Annotated in this window: 26 protein-coding genes and 1 pseudogene; 17 read left to right on the top strand and 10 right to left on the bottom strand. The window is 70.3% G+C overall.

What is annotated here, in order from left to right:
* Positions 1–43 precede the first annotated feature (43 nt).
* A complete protein-coding gene (locus tag ABTZ94_RS12450) occupies positions 44–640 on the bottom strand; it encodes a biotin transporter BioY (RefSeq protein ID WP_351200226.1) in 597 nt (198 codons plus the stop codon).
* A gap of 436 nt (positions 641–1076) precedes the next feature.
* On the opposite strand from ABTZ94_RS12450, the gene ABTZ94_RS12445 reads away from it, so the two are divergent.
* The gene (locus ABTZ94_RS12445; protein WP_351200224.1) at positions 1077–2495 is read left to right on the top strand and encodes an amino acid permease; all 1419 of its coding nucleotides are present in this window, start codon (positions 1077–1079) and stop codon (positions 2493–2495) included.
* Here ABTZ94_RS12445 and ABTZ94_RS12440 read toward each other — a convergent pair.
* Together ABTZ94_RS12440 and ABTZ94_RS12435 are read right to left on the bottom strand one after the other, a co-directional pair.
* Positions 2485–3123 carry a histidine phosphatase family protein gene (locus ABTZ94_RS12440; protein WP_351200222.1) on the bottom strand — a complete coding sequence of 213 codons (639 nt, stop codon included), beginning with the start codon at positions 3121–3123 and terminating at the stop codon, positions 2485–2487. The two genes, ABTZ94_RS12445 and ABTZ94_RS12440, sit on opposite strands and share 11 nt — an antisense overlap.
* Positions 3120–4547 (bottom strand): FGGY-family carbohydrate kinase, encoded by a 1428-nt coding sequence (locus ABTZ94_RS12435; protein ID WP_351200220.1) that lies wholly within the window; start codon positions 4545–4547, stop codon positions 3120–3122. The genes ABTZ94_RS12440 and ABTZ94_RS12435 overlap by 4 nt, the downstream gene beginning before the upstream one ends.
* Before the next feature lie 160 nt (positions 4548–4707).
* Here ABTZ94_RS12435 and ABTZ94_RS12430 point away from each other — a divergent pair, with 160 nt between their 5' ends.
* From ABTZ94_RS12430 to ABTZ94_RS12400, 7 genes are read left to right on the top strand one after another with little or no spacing between them, the layout of a single operon-like run.
* Positions 4708–5139, top strand: a complete 432-nt coding sequence (locus ABTZ94_RS12430; RefSeq protein ID WP_351200218.1) for an extracellular solute-binding protein — start codon at positions 4708–4710, stop codon at positions 5137–5139.
* Entirely contained in the window at positions 5124–5393 is a 270-nt protein-coding gene (locus tag ABTZ94_RS12425; protein WP_351200216.1) for an ABC transporter permease family protein, read from the top strand. Before ABTZ94_RS12430 ends, ABTZ94_RS12425 begins: the two co-directional genes overlap by 16 nt.
* The gene (locus tag ABTZ94_RS12420) at positions 5390–6526 is read left to right on the top strand and encodes an ABC transporter ATP-binding protein (RefSeq protein WP_351200214.1); all 1137 of its coding nucleotides are present in this window, start codon (positions 5390–5392) and stop codon (positions 6524–6526) included. The genes ABTZ94_RS12425 and ABTZ94_RS12420 overlap by 4 nt, the downstream gene beginning before the upstream one ends.
* The gene (locus ABTZ94_RS12415; protein ID WP_351200212.1) at positions 6523–7341 is read left to right on the top strand and encodes a DeoR/GlpR family DNA-binding transcription regulator; all 819 of its coding nucleotides are present in this window, start codon (positions 6523–6525) and stop codon (positions 7339–7341) included. The genes ABTZ94_RS12420 and ABTZ94_RS12415 overlap by 4 nt, the downstream gene beginning before the upstream one ends.
* Entirely contained in the window at positions 7338–8414 is a 1077-nt protein-coding gene (locus ABTZ94_RS12410; RefSeq protein ID WP_351200210.1) for an ABC transporter ATP-binding protein, read from the top strand. The genes ABTZ94_RS12415 and ABTZ94_RS12410 overlap by 4 nt, the downstream gene beginning before the upstream one ends.
* A gap of 26 nt (positions 8415–8440) precedes the next feature.
* Positions 8441–9448 (top strand): NAD(P)-dependent oxidoreductase, encoded by a 1008-nt coding sequence (locus ABTZ94_RS12405; protein WP_351200232.1) that lies wholly within the window; start codon positions 8441–8443, stop codon positions 9446–9448.
* Between the two features lie 14 nt (positions 9449–9462).
* On the top strand, positions 9463–10866 hold the full coding sequence (locus ABTZ94_RS12400) for an FGGY family carbohydrate kinase (protein ID WP_351200208.1): 1404 nt from the start codon (positions 9463–9465) through the stop codon (positions 10864–10866).
* Between the two features lie 30 nt (positions 10867–10896).
* On the opposite strand, the gene ABTZ94_RS12395 is transcribed toward ABTZ94_RS12400, so the two are convergent.
* Positions 10897–11106, bottom strand: coding sequence for a hypothetical protein (locus ABTZ94_RS12395; RefSeq protein ID WP_351200206.1), 210 nt, complete (start codon positions 11104–11106; stop codon positions 10897–10899).
* A 32-nt stretch (positions 11107–11138) separates the two neighbouring features.
* Here ABTZ94_RS12395 and ABTZ94_RS12390 point away from each other — a divergent pair, with 32 nt between their 5' ends.
* Both ABTZ94_RS12390 and ABTZ94_RS12385 read left to right on the top strand, forming a co-directional pair.
* On the top strand, positions 11139–11399 hold the full coding sequence (locus tag ABTZ94_RS12390; RefSeq protein ID WP_351200204.1) for a hypothetical protein: 261 nt from the start codon (positions 11139–11141) through the stop codon (positions 11397–11399).
* Between the two features lie 98 nt (positions 11400–11497).
* The gene (locus tag ABTZ94_RS12385; protein ID WP_351200202.1) at positions 11498–12139 is read left to right on the top strand and encodes a superoxide dismutase; all 642 of its coding nucleotides are present in this window, start codon (positions 11498–11500) and stop codon (positions 12137–12139) included.
* Positions 12140–12185: 46 nt separating this feature from the next.
* On the opposite strand, the gene ABTZ94_RS12380 is transcribed toward ABTZ94_RS12385, so the two are convergent.
* Complete coding sequence (locus ABTZ94_RS12380) at positions 12186–12758, bottom strand: GNAT family N-acetyltransferase (RefSeq protein WP_351200200.1); 573 nt, start codon at positions 12756–12758, stop codon at positions 12186–12188.
* Between ABTZ94_RS12380 and ABTZ94_RS12375 the strand changes: the two genes are divergently transcribed.
* The 3 genes from ABTZ94_RS12375 (at position 12682) to ABTZ94_RS12365 (ending at position 15179) form a co-directional block, all read left to right on the top strand.
* Complete coding sequence (locus ABTZ94_RS12375; RefSeq protein ID WP_351200234.1) at positions 12682–13398, top strand: YqeB family protein; 717 nt, start codon at positions 12682–12684, stop codon at positions 13396–13398. The genes ABTZ94_RS12380 and ABTZ94_RS12375 overlap by 77 nt on opposite strands.
* A gap of 294 nt (positions 13399–13692) precedes the next feature.
* Positions 13693–14343: a CatB-related O-acetyltransferase gene (locus tag ABTZ94_RS12370; protein WP_351200230.1), complete on the top strand. Its 651-nt coding sequence runs from the start codon at positions 13693–13695 to the stop codon at positions 14341–14343.
* Positions 14340–15179, top strand: a complete 840-nt coding sequence (locus tag ABTZ94_RS12365; RefSeq protein ID WP_351200198.1) for an MOSC domain-containing protein — start codon at positions 14340–14342, stop codon at positions 15177–15179. The genes ABTZ94_RS12370 and ABTZ94_RS12365 overlap by 4 nt, the downstream gene beginning before the upstream one ends.
* Positions 15180–15341: 162 nt before the next feature.
* Here the strand turns inward: ABTZ94_RS12365 and ABTZ94_RS12360 are convergent, their stop codons facing one another.
* Entirely contained in the window at positions 15342–15668 is a 327-nt protein-coding gene (locus ABTZ94_RS12360) for a LamG-like jellyroll fold domain-containing protein (RefSeq protein ID WP_351200196.1), read from the bottom strand.
* Positions 15669–15796: 128 nt separating this feature from the next.
* On the opposite strand from ABTZ94_RS12360, the gene ABTZ94_RS12355 reads away from it, so the two are divergent.
* Entirely contained in the window at positions 15797–16450 is a 654-nt protein-coding gene (locus tag ABTZ94_RS12355; RefSeq protein WP_351200194.1) for a TOPRIM nucleotidyl transferase/hydrolase domain-containing protein, read from the top strand.
* A gap of 28 nt (positions 16451–16478) precedes the next feature.
* Here ABTZ94_RS12355 and ABTZ94_RS12350 read toward each other — a convergent pair whose 3' ends face one another.
* On the bottom strand, positions 16479–16685 hold the full coding sequence (locus ABTZ94_RS12350) for a DUF397 domain-containing protein (protein WP_351200192.1): 207 nt from the start codon (positions 16683–16685) through the stop codon (positions 16479–16481).
* Positions 16682–17563: a helix-turn-helix domain-containing protein gene (locus ABTZ94_RS12345; protein ID WP_351200228.1), complete on the bottom strand. Its 882-nt coding sequence runs from the start codon at positions 17561–17563 to the stop codon at positions 16682–16684. Before ABTZ94_RS12345 ends, ABTZ94_RS12350 begins: the two co-directional genes overlap by 4 nt.
* A 213-nt stretch (positions 17564–17776) precedes the next feature.
* Here ABTZ94_RS12345 and ABTZ94_RS12340 point away from each other — a divergent pair, with 213 nt between their 5' ends.
* The gene (locus ABTZ94_RS12340; protein WP_351200190.1) at positions 17777–18181 is read left to right on the top strand and encodes an ATP-binding protein; all 405 of its coding nucleotides are present in this window, start codon (positions 17777–17779) and stop codon (positions 18179–18181) included.
* Positions 18178–18528 carry a hypothetical protein gene (locus ABTZ94_RS12335; protein ID WP_351200188.1) on the top strand — a complete coding sequence of 117 codons (351 nt, stop codon included), beginning with the start codon at positions 18178–18180 and terminating at the stop codon, positions 18526–18528. The genes ABTZ94_RS12340 and ABTZ94_RS12335 overlap by 4 nt, the downstream gene beginning before the upstream one ends.
* Here ABTZ94_RS12335 and ABTZ94_RS12330 read toward each other — a convergent pair.
* Positions 18485–19231 (bottom strand): hypothetical protein, encoded by a 747-nt coding sequence (locus ABTZ94_RS12330; RefSeq protein ID WP_351200186.1) that lies wholly within the window; start codon positions 19229–19231, stop codon positions 18485–18487. The two genes, ABTZ94_RS12335 and ABTZ94_RS12330, sit on opposite strands and share 44 nt — an antisense overlap.
* A 268-nt stretch (positions 19232–19499) precedes the next feature.
* Positions 19500–20513, bottom strand: a complete 1014-nt coding sequence (locus tag ABTZ94_RS12325; RefSeq protein WP_351200185.1) for an ArsR/SmtB family transcription factor — start codon at positions 20511–20513, stop codon at positions 19500–19502.
* Positions 20514–20574: 61 nt separating this feature from the next.
* On the opposite strand from ABTZ94_RS12325, the pseudogene ABTZ94_RS12320 reads away from it, so the two are divergent.
* Positions 20575–21765: pseudogene (locus ABTZ94_RS12320) on the top strand (MFS transporter); the annotation flags it as partial.
* Positions 21766–22074 lie beyond the last annotated feature (309 nt).

The following is a 22074-nucleotide window of genomic DNA, read 5'->3' as shown; positions in this document are numbered from 1 at the left end:
CACGACACCGGACCGGCGAGCCTCTTCAAAGGGAGCTACGGCATCAGCCGCGACGGCCGATGAGCTTCCAGGACGCGGGCAGCGCGCCCATCGCCAGCGCCGCCTTCAGCGCGTCGCCGACGAGGAACGGCACCAGGCCGGCCGCGATCGCGGCGCTCGCGGACATGCCGGTGGACAGCGCCAGGTACGGGACGCCGACCGCGTAGATGATCGCGGAGCCGAGCACCATCGTGCCCGCGGTGCGCAGCACGGAGCGGTCGCCGCCGCGGCGGGCGAGGCCGCCGACCACGGTGGCGGCGAGCAGCATGCCGAGGACGTAGCCGAACGAGGCGCCGCCCGCGCCTGAGCTGCCGCCCGCGAACCACGGCATGCCGGCCATGCCGATGAGCGCGTACACGGCGAGGGAGAGGAAGCCGCGACGGGCGCCGAGCGCGGTGCCGACGAGGAGCGCGGCGAACGTCTGGCCGGTGACCGGGACCGGGGAGCCGGGGACCGGGACGGCGATCTGGGCGGCGATGCCGGTGAGCGCGGCGCCACCGAGGACCAGGGCCGTGTCTACGGCGTAACGGTGCCTGGCGGCGGGCAGCAGGTCGGCGAGGACCACTCCGGGACGGACAGGGGCGGCGGCAGCAGTGCTCATCGGGACTCCGCGGGGTGAGGGCAGGTGGGGACAGACTGAAGGCTGACGTTAGCCCAAGGGTTAACGCTCGATCACCATCAGTGGCCCACAAAGGGGTGGTTGAGGCATTGGTGGGGTTCACACAAAGGAGCTGACACAATCATGTGACGGCGTGATGCTCGTCACTGAGGCGGGGGCGGATCGGCTCATATTTTGCTGGGAGAGGCCACCGGGAGAGACTGTAGGTTCTCGCCAAAACCCGTCCAGGAACCGCCCAGGGTCCGGTCGGCGACCGCACCGGCCGAGGACCGCACCGGCCGTCGCCCCGTGCCACGGGTGTGCACCTTGTGTGAGCATCATGCCCGCATGGCGGACGGCGGTTCCCTGTGAACGGGGTGCGTGTTCAGACTGTGCGCGCACGTCCCCCCACGTTTCGCCTACCGAACAGAGCTTGTCCATGTCTCGGAATTCCGCGTCTCCGCCCACCAGCTCCCCGGTCGCCGTCTCCGATGCCAAGGCCGATTCGGCCCTCACCCACGGGCTCAAGCAGCGCCATCTTTCGATGATCGCCCTCGGCGGTGTCATCGGCGCCGGGCTCTTCGTCGGCTCGGGCGCGGGTATCGCCGCCGCGGGCCCGTCGATCATCATCGCGTACGCCGTCTCCGGGCTGCTGGTCATGCTCGTGATGCGGATGCTCGGCGAGATGTCGGCCGCGAACCCGGCCTCCGGTTCCTTCTCCGTCCATGCGGAGCGGGCGATCGGGCCGTGGGCGGGGTTCACCGTGGGCTGGGCGTTCTGGGTGCTGCTCTGTGTCGCCGTCGGCCTGGAGGGCATCGGTGCCGCGAAGATCGTCACCGGCTGGCTGCCCGGCACGCCGGAGTGGGCCTGGGTCGCACTGTTCATGGTGGTCTTCCTGGGCACGAACCTGGCCTCGGTGAAGAAGTTCGGCGAGTTCGAGTTCTGGTTCGCCACGCTCAAGGTCGTGGCGATCACACTCTTCCTGGTGCTGGGTGTGCTGGCGATCCTCGGTGTCCTGCCCGGTACGGACGCCCCCGGCACCGCCAACCTCCGCGGCGAGGGCGGCTTCATGCCGAACGGCGCCGAGGGCCTGGTGATCGGGCTGCTCGCCTCCGTCTTCGCGTACGGCGGTCTGGAGACCGTCACCATCGCCGCGGCCGAGTCCGAGAACCCGGTGCAGGGTGTCGCGAAGGCCGTGCGGACGGCGATGTGGCGGATCGCGCTCTTCTACGTCGGCTCGATGGCGGTCGTCGTCACGCTGGTCCCGTGGGACGACCCGAAGGTCGTGGAGGTCGGTCCGTTCTACGCGGCCCTGGACCACCTCGGCATCAGCGGCGCCGCGCAGATCATGAACGTGGTCATCCTGGTCGCCCTGCTCTCCGCGATGAACGCCAACATCTACGGCGCCTCCCGCATGGCCTGTTCGCTGGTCGCCCGCGACCAGGGCCCGAAGCGGCTCGGCAGGATCTCCTCGGGCGTCCCGCGCACGGCCGTCCTGGTCTCGTCCGTGTTCGGCTTCCTGTGCGTGCTGCTCAGCTACTGGCGTCCCGACGACGTCTTCCCGTGGCTGCTCAACATGATCGGCGCGGTGATCCTCGTCGTCTGGATCTTCATCGCCCTCTCCCAGCTGATCCTGCGCGACCGGATGGAGCGCGAGGCCCCGGAGAAGCTCGTCGTACGGATGTGGCTCTTCCCGGTCCTGACGGTGCTGGCGCTCCTGGCGATGCTCGGCATCTTCTTCCTGATGCTGCGCCAGCCCGGCACCCGTGACCAGCTAATGGCGTCCGGCGCCCTGACCGTCGTACTGGCGGCCATCGGTGTCGCCAGGCAGCGGCGGTCCGTGGCCGTCAAGGGCTGACGTCCGGTGCGCACGGCACATTGAGGGAGAACAGCGCCCCGCCCTCCTGCCCGATCCGCACCTCGCTCACCGCCCCGTTCCGCAGCTGTGGGAAGACCCGGCGGTAGGCGCCCAGCGGAATCGACAGCAGTTCGCAGAGCACGAGCCGCAGCAGGGTGTTGTGCGCGACGACGAGGACCCGCTGCCCCGGGTGCCCGTCCGCGATCCGGCGCAGCGCCGCCGTCCCCCGGGCCGCCGCCGACCGGGGGTCCTCGGCGCCGGGGAACGGGTGGACCACCGGGTCGGCGCGGTACTCCCCGGCCCGCTCCGGGTGTTCGGCCGCGAACTCCGCCAGGGTGCGCCCCTCCACCTCGCCGAAATCGCATTCGCGCAGGTCGTATGCGCGCCGGGGGACGAGACCGAGGGCCCAGCACGCGGGCTCCGCCGTCTCGATCGCGCGCGTGAGCGTCGACGTCCAGATCGCGTCGACCGGGTGCCGGGCCGCCCACTCGCCCAGCTGCGCGGCCTGGCGGCGTCCTTCGTCGGTGAGGCCGATGTCGCTGACCCCGGCGTAGCGGTTCTCCGCGTGCCAGACGGTCTGACCATGGCGGGCGAGCAGCAGGACAGCGCTCGGACGGGCGGCGGTCATGATTTCTCCGTTCGGGTACGGGCGTGGGCGGCGACCGGGCCGGGGAGCCAGCCGCGTCGCTCCAGTTCGTCCACCAGCGTGAGGTACGGCTCGGTGTACCACGCCGTACGCACCGGGTGCGGGTGCAGCACGTGCCGCAGCCGCACCATCCGGCCCGCGGCCTCCTGCAGCGTGGTCGTGGCGCGCGCACCGTACGCGGCGAGGACGGCCATGCCGAGCGCGGGTTCGCTGTACTGCGGGATGTACACGGGCCGGCCCAGGATGTCGGCGCGCAGCCGGCTCCAGTAGCCGCTGCGGACCGCGCCGCCGGTGAAGGTGAGCCGGCCGTACAGCTGGGCGCCGAGCAGGTCGAGGTAGTCGAGGCAGAGCCGTTCGACCAGGCCCACCCCGGTCAGCAGGGCCGCCCAGTGCTCGGCGTCGGAAGCAGGCTCGCCGAGCAGGAACCCGGTGGCCTCGGGCGCGACGAACGGGAAGCGTTCGCCCGTCGCCACCAGTGGGTACGCCACCACGCGCGCCGGCTCGTGGTCGCGGGACAGTGCGTCCATCCGTGCCGGGTCCACGTCCGGGAAGGCGGCGGTCAGCGCCCCGCCACCGACGCCCGAGGCGCCGCCCGGCAGCCAGCGCCCGTCCGGGGCACGGTGGTTGTAGACCACCCCGGCCCGGTCCACGACCGGCGACGAGGTGACCCCCTTGAGCACCAGCGTCGTACCGAGCACCGAATTCCAGGAGCCCACGGTGAGCGCGCCGGAGGCGATCTGCGCCGCGCACCCGTCCGTCATCCCGGCCACCAGGAGCGTGCCCGCCGGAATCCCGGTCTCCTCCGCCGCCGCCCGCCCCACCTCACCGATCCGCGTTCCCGGCCGCACCACGTCCGGGAACAGCCCGTCGGGCAGGCCCAGCTTGCCGAATCTCCGCCGCGGCCAGCACTCCCGCTCCAGGTCGTAGCCGGTCTTCAGGGCGTGGCTGGAGTCGGTGGGCAGAGGGGTTCCGGCGAGCCGCGCCAGGATCAGATCGGCCTGATGCATGACGCGTACGGCCCCGCCCGCGCCTCCGCCGTACTCCCGCAGCAGCCACATCACCTTGGGCAGCGCCCAGCTCGGCGGGGTCCGGGCCCTGGCCGCCTCGGTCACGGCGCGCCCGTCGTCGTACATCACCCCCGGGGTCAGCGGCCGGCCGGCCGGGTCGCCGAGCAGAACGGTGCCCGAGGTGGCGCAGACGGCCAGCGCACGCGGTGCGGGGCAGTCACGCAGTGCCTGGCGGCTGGCCGCGCACACGGCCGTCCACCAGTCGAGGGGCCGCTGCTCATGCCGTACGCCGTCGCGTCTGCCCGCGAGCGGGGCGGATCCGCTGCCGAGGATCTCGCCGCGGTCTCCTGCCACCACCGCACGGACGCTCTGCGTGCCGAGATCGATGCCCATCCACATATCGGCCCTCCCTGTGAACTTCTCACTCTGCACCGAGAATTTCCGTTGCGCGAGGGATTGACGGCCAACTTCCGTTGTTCCAAGCTCTGTTAACCAGTCGACACAACGTGTGAACGGGCAACGCCCGCACCCGTCTCCGGCCGGACCGTGGAGGTCACGGATGGACATGCACGCGCACGACCGGCGACGGTTCCTCGTCATCGGCGCGGCGGCAGCCGCGTCCGCCGCCCCGCTGCTCACCGCCTGCGGCGCGGGCTTCGGCGGCGACAACGGCAACGGCGGCGGCTCCGCGGCCGACGACGTCACCGGTTCCTTCGACTGGAAGCGGGCCAAGGGCAGGACGGTCAAGGCCCTGCTCAACAAACACCCGTACACCGATGCCCTGATCGCCGATCTGAAGGCGTTCACCGAGAAGACCGGCATCAAGGTCGAGTACGACGTCTTCCCCGAGGACAACTACTTCGACAAGCTCACCGTCGACCTCTCCAGCGGACGCGCCTCCTACGACGTGTTCATGCTCGGCGCGTACATGGTGTGGCAGTACGGTCCGCCGGGCTGGCTGGAGGATCTCGGCCCGTGGATGCGCAGGTGAAGCCGGGCATAGCGGCCGTCTCGCTGCTGGCGTTCATCTTCGCGTGGAACAACTTCGTCTTCCCGCTGATCCTCACCTCGTCGAACGCGCAGACGGTGACGGTCGGCGCGCTGTCCTTCCTCGGCGGCGACCGGCCCAAGTACAACCTGACGGCCGCGGCCGCCCTGGTCTCGGTGATACCGCCGCTGCTGCTGGCGCTCACCATCCAGCGGTATCTGGTGCGCGGCCTGTCGTTCGGGGCGGTGAAGTCGTGACCGGCCCGGCAGCCATCGCGTTGCGTTCCGTGCACAAGAGGTACGGGAAGAACACCGCGCTCGACGGCCTGGACCTGGAGGTGGCCGAGGGTGAGTTCTTCTGTCTGCTCGGTCCGTCGGGCGCAGGGAAGACGACCACGCTCAAGACGATCGCGGGCCTGGAGGAGCCGGACGCCGGTGCGGTCGAGCTGGGCGGGGTGGACATGGCGGGCGTGGAGCCGTACGACCGGGGCGTGGCCATGTGCTTCGAGTCGTACGCCCTCTACCCGCACCGCACCGCGTACGACAATCTCGCTTCCCCGCTCCGCTCGCCGCGCCACCGCCTCCCCGCGCAGGAGGCGCGCGAGCGGATCGGGGAGGTCGCCGGACTCCTCGGTATCGGCGCCCTGTTGGACCGTCCCGTGGGCCGTCTCTCCAACGGACAGCGCCAGCGGGTGGCGCTCGGCCGGGTGCTGGTCCGGCCGGCCAGGGCGTTCCTCCTCGACGAGCCGCTGTCGCACCTGGACGCGAAGCTGCGACAGGCGATGCGCGCGGAACTGAAGGCGATCGGCTCGGTCCGGCGCACGACCACGCTGTACGTCACCCACGACTCGGTGGAGGCGCTGGCGCTCGGGGACCGGATCGGGGTGATCAGGGACGGCCGCATGGTGCAGACCGGCACCCGCGAGGAGCTGTGGTACCGCCCCTACGACACTTTCGTCGCCCGGTCCTTCGGCAGACCCCGGATCAATCTGCTGCCGGGCACGGTGACGGCCGAGGGACACTTCCGGTCGCCGGACGGGGCGTACGAGCTGCCGCTGACCGTTCCCGCGCCGCCGGGCACCGCGGTCCAACTGGGTGTACGGCCGAGGGACATCGGGCTGCGGGGGCCCGGCGACGGCTCAGGTGTGAAGCCGACCGGCAAGGGCCGGGCCCTGGAGCTGACCGGCACCGTTCACGTCACCGAGCTGCTGGGCCGGGCCACCGAAGTCACGGTCAGGATCGGCGGACAGCAGCTGTCCCTGGTCGTCCCGCGCGCCGACGCGGCGGGCCTGAGCGCCGACCATCCGGTCCGGCTCTCCGTACCGCCTGAGAGTCTGCTGCTGTTCGAGGCCGACCGGCCGGCACGCCCAGGACGAAGGATCAGCACGTGAGCAACGTTCCCCAGCGGGGCCCCGCCCCGCGCCAGGCATCCATAGCCGAGTACGTCCTCGCGCAGGGCGAGGTGAGCGCCGCCGAGCTGGCGGAGCGTTTCGACGTCAGCCTGATGACCATCCACCGGGACCTTGACGAGCTGGAACGGCAGGGCATCGTCCGCAAGTTCCGCGGCGGTGTCACCGCCCAGCCGTCCGGCGTCTTCGAGTCGAACGTCTCCTACCGGCTGAAGACGATGCGCGCCGAGAAGGCCGCCGTCGCCGAACGGGCCCTGCAGCTCATCGAGCCGGGCATGGCGGTGATGCTCGACGATTCGACGTCCACGCTGGAGATCGCGCGCAGGCTGCGCTCCATCACCCCGCTGACCGTCGTCACCAACTTCCTCGAAGCGATCAACCTGCTGTCGCAGGAGCGCGGCATCCATCTGATGGGCCTCGGCGGCGACTTCGACCCGCTGCACTCCTCCTTCCTCGGCGTCTCGTGCGTGGAGGCGGTGCAGTCGCTCCAGGTCGACATCTGCTTCACCTCCACCTCCGCCGTGTCCGGCGGTTACGCCTACCACCAGGAGCAGCACATCGTCTCCGTGAAGCGGGCGATGCTCGACTCGGCGCGCCGCAATGTGCTGCTGCTCGACCACTCCAAGCTGGGCCGGGTCGCCCTGCACCGGCTCGCCCCGCTCTCCCGCTTCGATCTGCTGCTGGTCGACGACGGGGCGTCGAGACGTGCACTGCGCGAACTCGACGAGCACAAGGTGCCCTACGAGGTCTGCGGCACCGGCCGGGAACCCGGAGCGGGAGGCGGCGATGACGGATGACTGAACTGACCCTGCGCGCACTGCGCAAGACCTACACCGGACGCGGCCGGGCCGCCGTCGAAGCTGTCCGCTCCATCGACATCGAGCTGCGCTCCGGCGAGCTGCTGGGGCTGCTCGGCCCGTCCGGCTGCGGCAAGTCCACAACGCTGCGGATGATCGCCGGGCTGGAGTCGGTCACCGGCGGCGACATCCTCATCGGCGGCTCGTCGGTGGTGCCGCTCCCGGCCCAACAGCGCAATATCGGGGTGGCGTTCGAGAACTACGCCCTGTATCCGCCGCTGACCGTCGCGGAGAATCTCGGCTTCGGACTCGCCGCCCGGCGCCGGGGCGGGCGGGCCGAGATCCGCCGCCGGGTCGCCGACATGGCTGAACGCATCGGGATCACGGACCTCCTGGGCGCCCGCCCTGCCGGACTCTCCAGCGGCCAGAAGCAGCGGGTCGCCCTGGCCCGCGCCCTGATCCGCACCCCCGACGTGCTGCTGCTCGACGAACCGCTCTCCCATCTGGACGCGACCCAACGGGACACCACTCGGCGCGAGTTGAAACGCATCCAGCGGGACAGCGGCCACACCACCATCCTCGTCACGCACGACCAGGAGGAGGCGCTGTCGCTCGCCGACCGGATCGCGGTGATGCGGGACGGCGAGATCCAGCAGCTCGGAACGCCCGAGGAGATCTACGACGCCCCGGTCAATCTGTTCGTCGCCGACTTCGTCGGGGAGCCGGCGATCAATCTGCTGCCGGGGACGGCCGACGGGGCGGGCGGGGTGCGCCTCTCGGACTCCGTGCGCATGCCCGTACCGCAGCGGCCCGCGGCGGGGCGAGCGGTGGTGCTCGGCGTCCGCCCGGAGGATCTGCGCCTGGACGACACGGGTGTACGGGGCCGGGTCGCCGCCCATGAACCCCTGCTGGAATTCGGCATCGCCACGCTCTCGCTCGACGGGGTGACGGAGCCGCTGGTTGTCGCGACCGGTCCGGAGGTACGGCTCGACCGGGACGACACCGTACGCATCACCGCCGATCCCCGGCACATCCATGTCTTCGACGCCCGGACAGGAGAGGCTCTGCGATGACCCGCCCCGTGACGGTCCGCCCCGCGATGAGGATTCTGGTCGCCGGTGACCAGTTCGTCCGCAACTCCCTGATCGCCGAGGCCCTGCGCCACGCTCTCGGCCCGGAGCTCTGTCTCACCGAACTCACCCTCCCCTGGCCCCTGGAGCCCTTCGGCAAGGTCTCCGAGGTCGACGAGGCGAGCGACTGCGAGGACGCGCTGATCCGCGCCCTGGACGGGGTCGAGGTGTGCGTGACGCAGATGGGCCCGTTCACGGAGCGGGTCCTGGCCGCCGCACCCGATCTGCGGCTGGTCGTGGTCTGCCGCGGCGGCCCGGTCAATGTGAACGCGGCCGCGGCACGGGCCCGGGGTGTGCGGGTGTGCTTCGCGCCCGGACGCAACGCGGCGGCGACCGCCGAGTTCACCGTGGGGCTGATGCTCTGCGCCCTGCGCCGCATCCCCGAGGCTCACCGCTCCCTCGCCGCCGACGGCCGCTGGGACGCCTCCCACTACACGTACGAGAACTGCGGCCTGGAGCTGGAGGACGTCCCCGTCGGCCTGATCGGTTACGGCGCCGTGGGCAGCCGGGTGGCCCGGGTCCTCTGTGCGTTCGGCGCCGAGGTCGAGGTGTACGACCCGTATGTGCGCGGCGACGTCCACGGCATGCGCGCCCCCTCGCTGGAGGCGCTCCTGGACCGCTCCCGCGTCCTCACCCTGCACGCCAGGCTGACCCCGCAGACCCGGCATCTCATCGGCGCCCGCGAACTGGCCCTGCTGCCGCGCGGCGCGGTCCTGGTGAACGCGGCCCGGGGCGGGCTGCTGGACACGGACGCGCTGTGCGACGCCCTGGACTCGGGGCAGTTGCGGGCCGCGGCGCTCGACACGTACGAGCAGGAGCCGCCCCCGCCCACGTCGCGGCTCTTTCGCACCCCGCATCTGCTGATGACCCCGCATGTGGCGGGCGCCAGCCGGTCCGTCGCGCAGAAGGCCGCCCGGATCGCGGCGGCCGAGGTGGCGCGCTATGTGCGGGGCGAACCGCTCGCCCACGCTCTGTGAGGGGAGCCGGACCCATGACGAGATACATCGGCATCGATGTCGGCACATCCGTGGTCAAGGCCGCGGCCTTCGACCCGCAGGGCCGCGCGCTGGCCGTCGAATCCCGCCCGGTGGGGCTCACGATCCACGGCGGTTTCGTGGAGCAGGACATGGACGAGGTGTACGGGGCGGTCTGCGAGGTCCTTTCCGCGCTGGGCTCCGACGGGGTCGCGTTCGCCGGTCTCACCGGTCAGGGCGACGGCGTCTGGCTGGTCGACGCGGCGGGCCGCCCGGTCCGTACGGCGATCTCGTGGATGGACGGCCGAGCCCATGAACTGGTCGACGGCTGGCTGGCGTCCGGTGTCTTCGAAGCTGTCTACCGGCGCACCGGCAGCGCGATGTTCCCGGGCTGTCCGGGCCCGGTGCTGGCCTGGCTCGACCGTCACGACCCGGCCTCGCTCGACGCGGCGACGACCGCCCTGTACTGCAAGGACATGGTGTTCCAACGGCTGACGGGGGTCCGGGCCACGGATGTCTCCGATGCGTCGATGCCGTTTCTGGACCCGATGACCCGTACGTACTCCTGTGATGTCGTGTCCGCGCTCGGCCTCGGCCACCGGGCCTCGCTCCTCGCCCCGGTCAGCGACCCGGTCGCCACCGCCGAACTCCCGTCCGGGGTACGGATATCCAACGGCCCGTACGATCTGCCGGCCTCCGCTCTCGGCGCGGGCGTCACCCGTCCCGGTGACGGTCTGCTGATCGTCGGCACCTGTCTGGCCGCGCTGGTGGCCACGCAGCAGCTCGATCTGAACGGCGAGCCGGCGGGTCTGCACATCTCCACCGACCGCCCGGGGCACTGGCTGCGCGCCATGCCCGCGATGGTCGGCACCGCGGCCCTCGACTGGATCCTGACCACCACAGGCGTACGCCACACGGAGGTCGACACGCTTCTCGCCGCCACCTCGCCCGGCGCGAACGGTGTCCGCGTACTCCCCTACTTCGCCCCGTCCGGCGAACGCGCCCCGTTCGTCGAACCGCGGCTGCGCGCCGAGCTGACCGGTGTGTCCCTGGAAACCACCCCGGCGGATCTGATCCGCGCGGTCTGCGAGGGCATCGGCTTCGCCGCCCGCCACTGCCTGGAGGCCGCGGGCCTCACCGGCACCCTCGCCCTGTGCGGCGGCGGCACCCGCTCCCCCGCCTGGATGCGCCTGTTCGCCGATGTACTGGGCCGCCCGGTGCGGATCGTGGAGGGCGAGGTGGGTGCGCGGGGCGCGGTGCTCGCGGCGGCGCGGCGCTTCGGCGCGGAGCTGGACACGGCCGCCTGGACGGCCCCGACGTCGGTGATCGAACCGGACCCGGCGCGGGCGGCGTTCTACGCGAAGGCGTACGAGGACCATCTGACCCGGCTCGCCGAGGCCCGGGCGCGGGCCCGCGCGTGACGACACGTTCCCGGTGCGGGGACGCGGTCCCTAGTGCTGATTGAAGGTGGCACTCGCGAGCACGGAGCCGTCCGAATTGAGCAGGCGCAGGCCGGTGACCGGCGATGTGCCTGCCGGGTAGGGCGCACCCCAGGAGCCGTACCCCTTGTGGTTGAGGGCGAAGGAACCGACCTTCACGGTGGAGCCGTCGGCACGCTGCAACTGGCAGCGGACGGTGCCCCAGTGCCCATCGGCGTCCACTCGCCACCGGCGACGCGCCGTTCGACAGCGGCGTGACCGTGGACGAGACCGGCGACGGCGGCGACATGGGCGGCCAGGACGACTGGTACCCGCAGCTTGAGGAACCCGCGCCGCCAGTCAGGTCCCGCCGACGCCTCCCGCGCGATCTCGCCGCGGCCATCGACGGTTGTCTCCGGCCCGACCCGGCCGCCAGGCCCACGATCCCCGAACTCGCCGACGTTCTCGACGCGACTCTGCCCTGGCAGCGACGCCGCACCGCCCCGCCATCGGCCGACCGGAGGGCCGAGTCCTAGTCCGAAGGGCTGATCACTTTCGATCACTTCCTGCTGTTAGCCTGCTCTTGCACATAGGTTGCAATAACAACAGGACAGCAGCTGGAGGGTTCGACCACATGGCCACGTACACGCTCCCGGAACTCCCCTACGACTACGCGGCGCTCGAACCGGTCATCAATCCGCAAATCATCGAGCTCCACCACGACAAGCACCACGCCGCCTATGTGAAGGGTGCGAACGACACCCTGGAGCAGCTGGAGGAGGCGCGCGACAAGGAGGCCTGGGGAGCGATCAACGGGCTCCAGAAGAACCTCGCGTTCCACCTCTCCGGCCACATCCTGCACTCGATCTACTGGCACAACATGACCGGCGACGGCGGCGGTGAGCCCCTCGCGGCGGACGGTGTCGGTGACCTCGCTGACGCGATCACGGAGTCGTTCGGCTCGTTCGCCGGTTTCAAGTCCCAGCTGACGAAGGCTTCGGCCACCACGCAGGGCTCCGGTTGGGGCGTCCTCGCGTACGAGCCGGTCAGCGGCAAGCTGATCGTCGAGCAGGTCTACGACCACCAGGGCAATGTCGGCCAGGGCTCCGTCCCGATCCTGGTCTTCGACGCCTGGGAGCACGCCTTCTACCTCCAGTACAAGAACCAGAAGGTCGACTTCATCGAGGCCATGTGGCGCGTCGTCAACTGGCAGGACGTGGCGAAGCGTTACGCGGCCGCCAAGGAGCGCGCCGACGTGCTGCTGCTCGCCCCCTGACCGGGAGGCGCATGAACGTCCTGCCTCGTGATCGTCTTCTCAACCTTCACCGGGCAGGCGGATGAAGGAGGACCCCCGCCTGGACATGACAGGCGGGGGTCCTTCTGTCGTGTTGCGCGGCAGGGGTGGGGTCAGGAGGCGGGGGCGCGCCGGCAGCGTCGGCCGCCACCGCCGCGACCTCCCGCAGCAGCAGGCCGCCGATCCCCGCCCCGCGGGGCCCGGCGTCGACGGCGATGCCGTCCATCAGGAGTTCGCCGGGGGCACCGCGGCGTTCCATGAGTGCGAGCAGGGCGACCCGGGGCGGCCCGCGGACGGTTCCGTACGCGGACAGCCCATCCCGTGCTCCACCACCGATCAGAGCGCGCCCGTCGGGCCGGTAGCCCGCGACTCCGGCGACCTCTCCGCCTATGAGGGCCACGAGCGCTCCGGTCCCGCCCTCGCTACCGAACCTTAACTCATCACGACTATCGCGACAGATACGATCGGTTTGAAAGTGATAGTTTCTCGTGGGCGAGACAAGCAGTGAGTGAGAGGTGCGTGAGGTGCGCGACGTGACCGTGGTACGGCACAAGAAGACCGACCGACTGCTGGTGGCAGTGGGCTTCCCGCTCCTGGGCACACTGGCCGGATGGCTGGTGAAGCTGCTGGCCAACTGGGCTGCCTCGTGGCCCTGGGTGCCGTGGGAGGGGCCAGTCGACCTCATCAACAACGCCCCCGAGCCGTGGGTGACGGTCGTCAGCCTGCTGGTGGGACTGACGGCCGGGATCGTGATCGTCCTCCTGGCCGAAGACGACTACGTGACCGTCACCATCGAGAACGATCGGGTGACGGTCGCCCGCGGCAACTCCACGCAGCGGGTGTCGAGGACCGCCGTGCACGGGGTGTTCGCCGACGCCAAGCGGCTGGTGGTGCTCGGCGTGCGAGGCGAGGAGCTGGCCGTGCAGAACAAGAGCGAGGGTGCCGACCTGCCCGGGAACCAGTTGATCGCGGATGCGTTCCGGGCACACGGGTATCCGTGGCTCCCTGACGGCGACCCCTACGAGTGCGACTACCAGCGGTGGGTCGAGGACTTGCCGGGCCAGCCCGTCGGCAGTAACGCCCTCTTCAAAGCGCGGGAGCGGGCGCTGGAGAAGGACGACAAGAAGAACGTCGCGGAGCTGCGCGAGGAACTCGCCAAGCTCGGTGTCGTCGTACGCGACACGGACAAGAGGCAATGGTGGCGTCGGGTCCAGTCGGCGAACGGGACGGCAGCGCCCTAGAAGATCGATTCGAAGGTATCGTCGGCGCGCACGAGCGAGGGAGCCCAAACCCGGTGCGTGAAGACAGAGTTGGGTTCCCTGGGCGCCGCGCTCCAGATGAAGACCGGCGACCTGCTGAAGGCATCACCGCATCTCGCCCCGTCGCGGCCGGCCGCCGGGATCGCCCCACAGCTCACCGACGCCGAGCTGGCCATCCTGGCCATGATGCAGTCCCTGCGGGGCTTCACCCCCGACCACTCAGTGAGTTTCCAAAAGAAACTTCCCTCATGCGAGGCGAATGCGATGATGGGCGCCATGAGCGCCCTCCCTGCCGACCCCACCGTCCTGCACCCGATGCCGGGCCAGCCCCGGGTCGTGCAGCTGAAGCCCCTGGTGAAGTCCGAGCTGATCGAGGTCGGGGACTACTCGTACTACGACGACCCGGATGATCCGACCGCGTTCGAGACCCGCAACGTGCTGTACCACTACGGCCCGGAGAAGCTCGTCATCGGGAAGTTCTGTGCGCTGGGGACCGGCGTGCGGTTCATCATGAACGGCGCCAACCACCGGATGGACGGCCCGTCCACGTTCCCCTTCCCCACCATGGGCGGCTCCTGGGCCGAGCACTTCGACCTCCTGACCGGCCTGCCGGGCCGGGGCGACACGGTCGTCGGCAACGACGTCTGGTTCGGCTACAACTCCATGGTGATGCCGGGCGTACGGATCGGGCACGGCGCGATCATCGGCGCCGGTGCGGTCGTCACCGGTGACGTACCCGACTACGGCATCGTCGGCGGGAACCCGGCCAGACTGATCCGCACCCGGTACGACGAGGAGACCGTCGCCCGGCTCCTCGCCATCTCCTGGTGGGACTGGCCCGTCGACCACCTCACCCGACACATCCGCACCATCATGTCCGGCAGCGTCGACGACCTCGAAGCGGCTGCACCGGAGAGGACATCATGACGATCACCGTTCGAGAACTGACCTATTACCCGGTCAAGGGTTGCGCCGGAACCGTGGTCGATTCCGCACAGGTCCTCGGGACCGGCCTCGAACACGACCGGACGTTCATGGTGGTGGACGCGGCCGACGGCGCCTTCCGCAGCCAGCGCACGCATCCGTCGATGGCCGCGATCCGCGTCGAAGTCCTGGACGCAGGGGCGGTTTTGGCGCTGTCAGCCGAGGGCGTCGAACCACTCCGTCTGAAGGTCGACCGGGACGGCCCGCGCCGCGAGGTCAGCATGTTCGACCGCCCGCTCGGCGTGGCGGCCGACCAGGGGGACGAGGTCGCGGAATGGTTCTCCGACGCGCTCGGTGCGAAGTCCCGCCTGGTACGGGTGGCCCCCGGCTTCGACCGGGACGGCTGGGGCGACACTCCGGGCAAGGTCAACTTCGCCGACGCACACGCGGTGCTGGTCGCCTCGACGGCCTCCCTGGACGGCCTCAACGCCCGCATCACCGCCCGGGGCGACGCCGAACCGGTACCGATGGACCGTTTCCGCCCCAACATCGTCCTGACCGGCAACGACGAACCGCACTTCGAGGACCGGGTGCGCCGGATGACCCTCGGCTCCGTGGAACTCGCCTACTCGGTACGGGCGATGCGGTGCGCCGTCCCCATGGTCGACCAGAAGACCGGCCACCGCGCGGGCCCGGAACCGGTCCGGACCCTGTCGACGTACCGGCGCGAGCCGGAGTACAAGAACAAGGTGAGCTTCGGCGCGAAGAACGCGGTGGTCGGCGAGGGCGTGGTGAGCGTCGGGGACACGGTCGAGGTCGCGGAGTGGCTCGGCGCGTGAAGCCTCCGGACCTCACCGCCCCGGCGATGGCGAGGCTGCCGGTAGTGCTTCGTCGGGTTCTGGTTGTGACACCCGGCGGTTGACCGGAGCCCGACGGCCCGCAGGAACCTCGATTCCTATGGGCCGTCGGGAGGTCGGACCGCTCGACTCAGTACGGACGGATCAGCACAGGCAGGGATCCGTACCCGAGCCCAGGAAGGGCACATCCTTGTCCCGCAGCGCACCGGAATAGGCCTGCACCTCGTCCACGTCGCCGTGGAGGTACTCGCCCCAGCCGTCACCGGCTTTGGCCCGGCCGACCTGGAGGGCACCAGTGCTGTGCCGGCCGTGCGGGAGGCTCGCGGTCGCCTTGACGGAGCCGTCGAGGTAGAGCTTGACCGTGTCGGTCCCATCGTCGTAGATCACGGCGAGGCGACGCTTCTCGCCGCCCTCCGAGCTCTTGATCTGGGCCACCACCTTCTCGGGGGCAGCTTCGAACCTTTCCGCCACCTCACCCGCCGTGCGGCAGACGGCAGTTTGACGAAAGGCCCTGGGGTCGACTGGACGACGTGGGCCGGGAAAACGTGGATGCGAGCGGAATCCCGGCCGTGCAGGATGGCGTCGGGAAGCGAGGTCTCGTGGACGAGTTGAGACGATTTGGCCGGGCGACAGTCGCATGGGCGGCCGGTGGAGCGGGGTCGGACGCGGCGGCCGCGGTGGCGCGGGAGCTGGCTGGCGGAGTGCGGACGGTCGTGCTTGTCGAGGGGAGCAGCGACCAGGTCGCGATCGAAGCGCTGGCCACGCGGTACGGCCGCGACCTCGGCGCGGAGGGCGTCGCGGTGGTGCCGCTCGGAGGCGCGACGAGCATCGGGCGCTTCCTCGACGTGTGCGGCCCGCCGGGGCTCGGCCTCCCGCTGGCGGGTCTCTGCGACATCGGCGAGGAGCGGCACTTCCGGCGTCATCTGGAACGGGTGGGGCTCGGGTCCGGTCTCACCCACGCCGGGCTGGAGACACTCGGGTTCCAGGTGTGCGTCGCCGACCTGGAGGACGAACTGATCCGCGCCCTCGGGGCCGAGGCCGTACAGCAGGTGATCGGGGCCCAGGGCGAGATGCGCCCCTTCCGTACGTTCCAGGGCCAGCCGGCACAGCGGGAACGCCCCGTGGAACACCAGCTGCGCCGGTTCATGGGCACGCACAGCGGCCGCAAGGCGCTGTACGCGCAGGCGCTGATCACACACCTGGACCTCAAGCACGTACCCCGACCGCTCGAGCGACTCCTCGCGAACGTCTAGTGCAACCCGCCCGGCTCCCCGGGGTGCGTCAGCCCCCGAAGACCCCGGCCTTCACCCCGTCGATGAACGCGGCCCACCCGGAGGGGGCGTAGAACTGGAGCCCGCCGTCCCGGTTCTTGCTGTCCTGGACGGCCCGGCCGCCGTCGGCGGTGTGGGCGACCTCGACGCAGTCCTGGCCTGCGCTCTGGGAGGCACTGGCCTTCTTGAATGCAGTCACGATCTCGTGGCGCTTCATTCCTCTTCCTTCTCGTTCTCCGGGATGTCACGCAGAGTCTTCCGGATGAACGCAAGGCTCTGATCAGCGGTCAGGGCCGCCGCAGTCAGGGCCTCGAAGATCCGGGCGTGGCCGGCCATCTCTTCAAGGTCTTCGAGGAGGACTGTGCTGGTCGTCGTGTCGTAGGCGACAACCTCTGGTGCCGGCTCAGGACCGAAGCTGAGCATGACGAAGTGTGACGAGAGGTGTGCCGCCCGCCACTCGGACGTCGGGAGCACCTGAACGCGCACGTTCTGCCGCTGGGCCACATTCAATATGTGCAGAAGCTGCTCACGGTGCACCTTGGGTGACGGCATGGGTGCCGTAAGCGCGGGCTCCCAGATGACCGCTGCGAACCGGGCACCGTCCTCCTCGATGAGGCTCCTCCGCATACGCCTCATCGCAACAGCCTCATCCACCGACTCGACCGTATGCACGGTGAGGTCCGAACTCATCAACGTCCGGAGGTAGTCGTCGGTTTGGAGCAGGCCAGGAATGAAGAGCGGTTGCCATGTCCGGATGAAGGTGGCGTCGGTCTCCAGCGTGATGAAGTCGGCGAATCCCGCCTCCCTCGTCACCCAGCTGAAGTTGAGCCACCAGCCACGCTTGTTCGAGTCACGCGCCAACTGCTCCAAGCGCTGGTAGGTCGCGCGGTCTTGCACTCCGTACAGCTCCAGGAGCAACCGAACATCGCCCGGACGAGCCGACACCTGACCGGCCTCGATCCGGCTGATCTTGGCCTTCGACCCCACGATGTGATCGGCGGCGTGCTGTTGATCGAGCTTCGCCGCCTCGCGATACCTCCTGAGTGCCGCACCGAGCCGCCTACTGCGCACAGTGGGGCGTCCACCTGCGGGCATGTCCCCTCCTCTTACCGCGTGTGACCAGTTTGCACGCCAACGGACGCTACACGCCAGGCGCTTGAGACAGTGAGTGAGATGCAAATTCTCGCTATCCCCCAGTTGCGTCCAAGCAGATTCTCACTCTACCGTGAGATGCATCACGCAGTGCACCCCGTCGGGCGCACTCCGTGACCGTCACGCCGCCTGCCCACCCACGACCTTGGGAGACCCATGTCCGGGCGCACACACATCAAGAGATTCCGGGCCCGCAGGGACTCCGTCCCCGCCGCCCGGCACCACGCCGAGAGCGTCCTCACCGACTGGAGACTCGGCGGACTCATCGACGAAACCGCCTTGATCGTCAGCGAGTTGAGCACCAACGTCATCAACCACGCCAAGGGAACCGGCGACTACTTCGAGCTGGGCTTACGTCGCCGCCACGGCACCCTCGTACTGGAGGTGTCCGACTCCTACCAGTGGCGGATGCCCGAACTCCGCACCCCGCCACTCGACGATCTCTCCGGCCGGGGCCTGGTCATCGTCGACGCCCTTGCCGCGAAGTGGGGCGTACGGCCTCGCGACCCCGGCAAGACGGTCTGGGTCCATCTCGCCATCGGCCGAGCGGAGTTGTCGTGAGGCAGCCCCTCAAGACCATCTGGCGGTGCGAGGTCGCCGTCGCGGGAGGCGTCGTACAAGCCGAGCACGCCGACACCCCCACACAGGCGCTGATCTGGATGCGGGTCTCCGTACGGACCCTGCTCTCCGGCTTCGACGCGGAGGACCGCGAGCGCACCTTCCGCTGGCTGGACCACGATCAATGGGAGGCCGTGATACGGCTCAAGGCCGGCGAGCCGTACACCTACACCGCACGCGCGGGCGCCTCCGTGGTCGACTGGTCCGCGCGCCCCGTGCGGACCTTGCCCACCTGCTCCGACACCGTCACCGCGATCGCGTGTCGAGGGTCTCGGCGATGTGGGACATGACGGCCCAGACGGTCGCCTTCCGGCAGTGGCTCAGGCCCTTGGTCTCGATGTACAGGGTGTTGTCCCCGCCGACCCGGTAGTTCTCCCGGCGGCCGTCCGCCTGGAGCTTGATGCCCTCCATGCGGCGCCGCAGATGAGGAACGGAGATGCCGACCCGGTGGTCGTCCACGGTCACCCGGGTGACCTCGTCCCACGGGATCTCGTCGGCGGCGCCCTTGACGTACAGGAAGACGCCACCGATCTCAAGGTCCCCGTACCGGACCACGCCGCCCTCGGTGGCCAGTTCGCGCACATCGTGCCGCACACGCGCCTCGACGACGCGGTCGATGATCTCGCCGAACATCGGCGTCAGGTTCCTCGGCGAGCGCAGAAAGGTGCCCAGGAGGCCGGCGCCGACGTCGGCCAGGAAGTAGTTGCCGGACAGCTCGCGGGCGCCCTGACCGGTCGCCGTCCACAGACGCGCGACGATCTTGTCCGAGATCGGCCGGGATGATGCGCCGAAATGCGTGACCTCACGGGACAGGACGACGTCCTTGAAGTCCTCCCAGCGATGCGCCCATCGCACCTTCCGTCGGCCCCGGTAGACGATTCCGCCCTCGTGCAGGATCAGCCAGGAGGCGAGGGAACGCGTCAGGCGACACACTCCCCAGACGAAAAGCAGAACGCAGATGACGTCGAATATGAGGTGCCCGATGCCCGGCATGGAGCTGGGTAATCCCGCCGAACAACAGGAAGGCGGCAGTCGGTACGACGACCAGGGCGAGCTTGCCCATCGTCGGGCGTTCCCGGTAGCGGGCGAGGACGGTCCCCAGGTCGGCCGGGTCCACCGCCTGTCGCCGCTCGTCTCCTCCGTCGCCCTGATCCACCATGGCCCCTCCCCCGATATGCCGTCAGATCAATGTGGTTCCAGGTGAGTTCGACATTTTCAGAGCCGCTCTTCACCGCACGGATCCGATATTCCGCCCAGCAGCTTATGCCTGCCCCGGGCGATTGGAACGTTCGCGCCCCTTCTCCCCCTCCCGCTGGGCCTGCGCCAGCGCATCACCCACGTCCGTACGGAAATACAGCACCGACCGCCCGGCCCTTCGACGGCCCGCCAGGCCGCTGTCCAGCAGGACCTTGAGGTGGCGGCCCACCGACCCCAGTCCCTGGCCGGTCAGGGCCACCAACTGGGTGGTGCTCTTCGGGCTGGAGAGGAGGACGAGGACCGTCGCCCGCGCGGGGCCGAGCAGGCGGCCCAGGCTGTCGGGTACCCGCGCCCGCCCCATATCGGCCAGGGCGCCGGAACACGGGTAGACGACCGCGTACCGCTCGGCCTCGTCGTCCCAGGAGACCCAGCCCATGCGTTGGGTGACCGGCACGAACAGCAGCCGTGCACCGGACAGTTGCTTCGGCGGGTAGTCGTGCGCGTTGATCTGGAGCCGGCTCCCGCCGAGCCACCGCATGCCCGGACGCAGGCCGCTCAGGGCGGCGGCCCAGCCGCCGTGGCTCAGCTGTCCGGTGCGCGCGACGATGTCCGCCTCGATGATCCGGCGGCGGCGCGGCCAGTCCGGCAGTACGGTCCGGTGCCAGACCCAGTGCAGTACGTCGGCGGCGCGTTGCGCCAGGTCGTCGCGGTCCAGGAGGGGCGGGAGGGGACCGCCGAGGGACACCGCCAGATCCGCTCGGGCGCGCTCGGACGTGGTCGCGCGGACAGGAGACAGCTCCTCCTCGAAGGACGGCGCACCCTCGCCCGTCGGCGTGGGGGTGATGAAGTCCGCGTTCCAGCTGCCGCCGAGCGCCGCGGGTACGAGGCGGGCGGCGACCGGGTCGGCGGTCTGCCGTGCCCGGTAGGCGGGCATATGGGCGTCGAGCCAGGTCTGTTCGCCGGGGTGGTCGGGTCGCCCGCGTTCCAGGGAGTTCAGGGCGGAGATGGTCTCGGCCAGCGGTGAGACGACGAACCGGCTTCCCGCGAGCGTGTCCGTGTTGATCTGCCACAGGCCCATGACGTTTCGCCTCCACGCGAAACAGTAACGGTCGCCGTGCGCGTCCTTTGAGACTCCCCGCATGCACACCTACCGGGAACTCTTCCGAGCGCCGCAGTTCGGACCACTCTTCGCGACCAGTGCCGTACAGGTCGCCGGATCGACGATGAGCGGGCTGGCCCTCGGCACCCTCGTCTACGCCGCGACCGACTCGCCGCTGCTCGCCGCCCTGTCCATGTTCGGCTCCTCGCTCGTCCAGGTGATCGGGGCGACCGTGCTGATGTCGGCGGCGGACCGGCTGCCGCCACGGGCCGCGATGACCGGCATGGCGCTCGCTTTCGGGCTGGCCACCGCCGTTCTCGCCGTCCCCGGACTTCCGCTGCCGGTCGTCTTCGCGATCATTCTGACCGAGGGGGTGGTCGCCGCCGTGGGTGGTGGGGTGCGGTACGGGCTGCTGAACGAGGTACTGCCCAAGGACGGTTATCTGCTGGGGCGTTCGGTACTGAACATGTGCGTCGGCCTGATGCAGATCGGGGGGTTCGCGCTCGGTGGTCTCCTGGTGACGACGCTGTCCGCGCGCGGCACGCTGCTGGTCGCGGCCGGCCTGTATCTGACCGGTGCGGCCGTCGCCCGGTGCGGGCTGGCCCGCCGTCCGCCGCGCGCCGCCGGGCGGCCGTCGGTCGCCGAGACGTGGCGGATCAATGCCGTTCTGTGGTCGTCCCGGCCCCGCCGCCGGGCCTATCTCGCGCTCTGGGTGCCGAACGGGCTCATCGTCGGCTGCGAGTCACTGTTCGTCCCGTACGCCCCTGAGCACGCGGGGCTACTCTTCGCCTGTGCCGCGCTGGGGATGCTCATCGGGGACACCGTGGCGGGCCGGTTCGTCGCACAGCGGTGGCGAGGTCGGCTGGCCATGCCGATGCTGCTGCTCCTGGCGGCCCCGTATCTGCTCTTCGCCGCGCGTCCGGCGCTGCCGCTCGCGTTCGCTCTGGCCGCGCTCGCCTCGGTCGGGTTCTCGGCGAGTCTGCTGCTCCAGGAGAGGCTGATGGCCCTGACCCCGGACGAGATCACCGGTCAGGCCCTCGGGCTGCACTCCTCCGGCATGCTCACCATGCAGGGCGTCGCGGCGGCGGTCGCGGGCGCCGTCGCCCAGCGGACCTCACCGGGGACGGCTATGACCGTGATGGCGGCGGCCTCGCTCGCGGTCACCCTGGCCCTGGCGACGGCCGGGCGACGGGCCCCGAGCCGGTCGAAGTCGAAGGAGGCCCCGGCGCCCGGCAAGGGGTCGGCGCGGCGTGAGGGGGGGTCCCATGCGGACGTGCCATCAGCGCCTCCTGCCCTCGGCCTGCCACTTCGCCCACCAGTTGGCCCAGGATCGTGTTCGGCACGAGCGCCCGCGCCTGCGGCGATGGCCGGTGCGCGTCACACGACGCTACTCACCGGCACCGCGCCGCCGCCGGGATCACCTGCCGGTGATCACGTGGTCCCGCACTGCCAGCCTTTGAACCCACCCATCTCACCGCCGGTCGAGATGCCTGCGGAGACGCAGATCTTCCTTCCTTCAGGGAAGTCGAAGCCGTTTTCG

This window comes from Streptomyces sp. NPDC002785 (assembly GCF_040295565.1).
Lineage (GTDB): Bacteria > Actinomycetota > Actinomycetes > Streptomycetales > Streptomycetaceae > Streptomyces.
The sequence above is the reverse complement of the archived record's forward strand: the minus strand, read 5'-3'. Positions and strand labels throughout refer to the sequence as shown.

What these genes read in the sequence shown, in the direction of transcription:
- ABTZ94_RS12435 (WP_351200220.1), bottom strand. Translation starts at nt 4,547, where the DNA reads ATGTGGATGGGCATCGATCTCGGCACGCAGAGCGTCCGTGCGGTGGTG.
- ABTZ94_RS12365 (WP_351200198.1), top strand. Translation starts at nt 14,340, where the DNA reads ATGACGATCACCGTTCGAGAACTGACCTATTACCCGGTCAAGGGTTGC.
- ABTZ94_RS12405 (WP_351200232.1), top strand. Translation starts at nt 8,441, where the DNA reads ATGAGGATTCTGGTCGCCGGTGACCAGTTCGTCCGCAACTCCCTGATC.
- ABTZ94_RS12325 (WP_351200185.1), bottom strand. Translation starts at nt 20,513, where the DNA reads ATGGGCCTGTGGCAGATCAACACGGACACGCTCGCGGGAAGCCGGTTC.
- ABTZ94_RS12340 (WP_351200190.1), top strand. Translation starts at nt 17,777, where the DNA reads ATGTCCGGGCGCACACACATCAAGAGATTCCGGGCCCGCAGGGACTCC.
- ABTZ94_RS12345 (WP_351200228.1), bottom strand. Translation starts at nt 17,563, where the DNA reads ATGCCCGCAGGTGGACGCCCCACTGTGCGCAGTAGGCGGCTCGGTGCG.
- ABTZ94_RS12450 (WP_351200226.1), bottom strand. Translation starts at nt 640, where the DNA reads ATGAGCACTGCTGCCGCCGCCCCTGTCCGTCCCGGAGTGGTCCTCGCC.
- ABTZ94_RS12410 (WP_351200210.1), top strand. Translation starts at nt 7,338, where the DNA reads ATGACTGAACTGACCCTGCGCGCACTGCGCAAGACCTACACCGGACGC.
- ABTZ94_RS12330 (WP_351200186.1), bottom strand. Translation starts at nt 19,231, where the DNA reads ATGCCGGGCATCGGGCACCTCATATTCGACGTCATCTGCGTTCTGCTT.
- ABTZ94_RS12385 (WP_351200202.1), top strand. Translation starts at nt 11,498, where the DNA reads ATGGCCACGTACACGCTCCCGGAACTCCCCTACGACTACGCGGCGCTC.
- ABTZ94_RS12350 (WP_351200192.1), bottom strand. Translation starts at nt 16,685, where the DNA reads ATGAAGCGCCACGAGATCGTGACTGCATTCAAGAAGGCCAGTGCCTCC.
- ABTZ94_RS12445 (WP_351200224.1), top strand. Translation starts at nt 1,077, where the DNA reads ATGTCTCGGAATTCCGCGTCTCCGCCCACCAGCTCCCCGGTCGCCGTC.
- ABTZ94_RS12440 (WP_351200222.1), bottom strand. Translation starts at nt 3,123, where the DNA reads ATGACCGCCGCCCGTCCGAGCGCTGTCCTGCTGCTCGCCCGCCATGGT.
- ABTZ94_RS12430 (WP_351200218.1), top strand. Translation starts at nt 4,708, where the DNA reads ATGGACATGCACGCGCACGACCGGCGACGGTTCCTCGTCATCGGCGCG.
- ABTZ94_RS12370 (WP_351200230.1), top strand. Translation starts at nt 13,693, where the DNA reads ATGAGCGCCCTCCCTGCCGACCCCACCGTCCTGCACCCGATGCCGGGC.
- ABTZ94_RS12400 (WP_351200208.1), top strand. Translation starts at nt 9,463, where the DNA reads ATGACGAGATACATCGGCATCGATGTCGGCACATCCGTGGTCAAGGCC.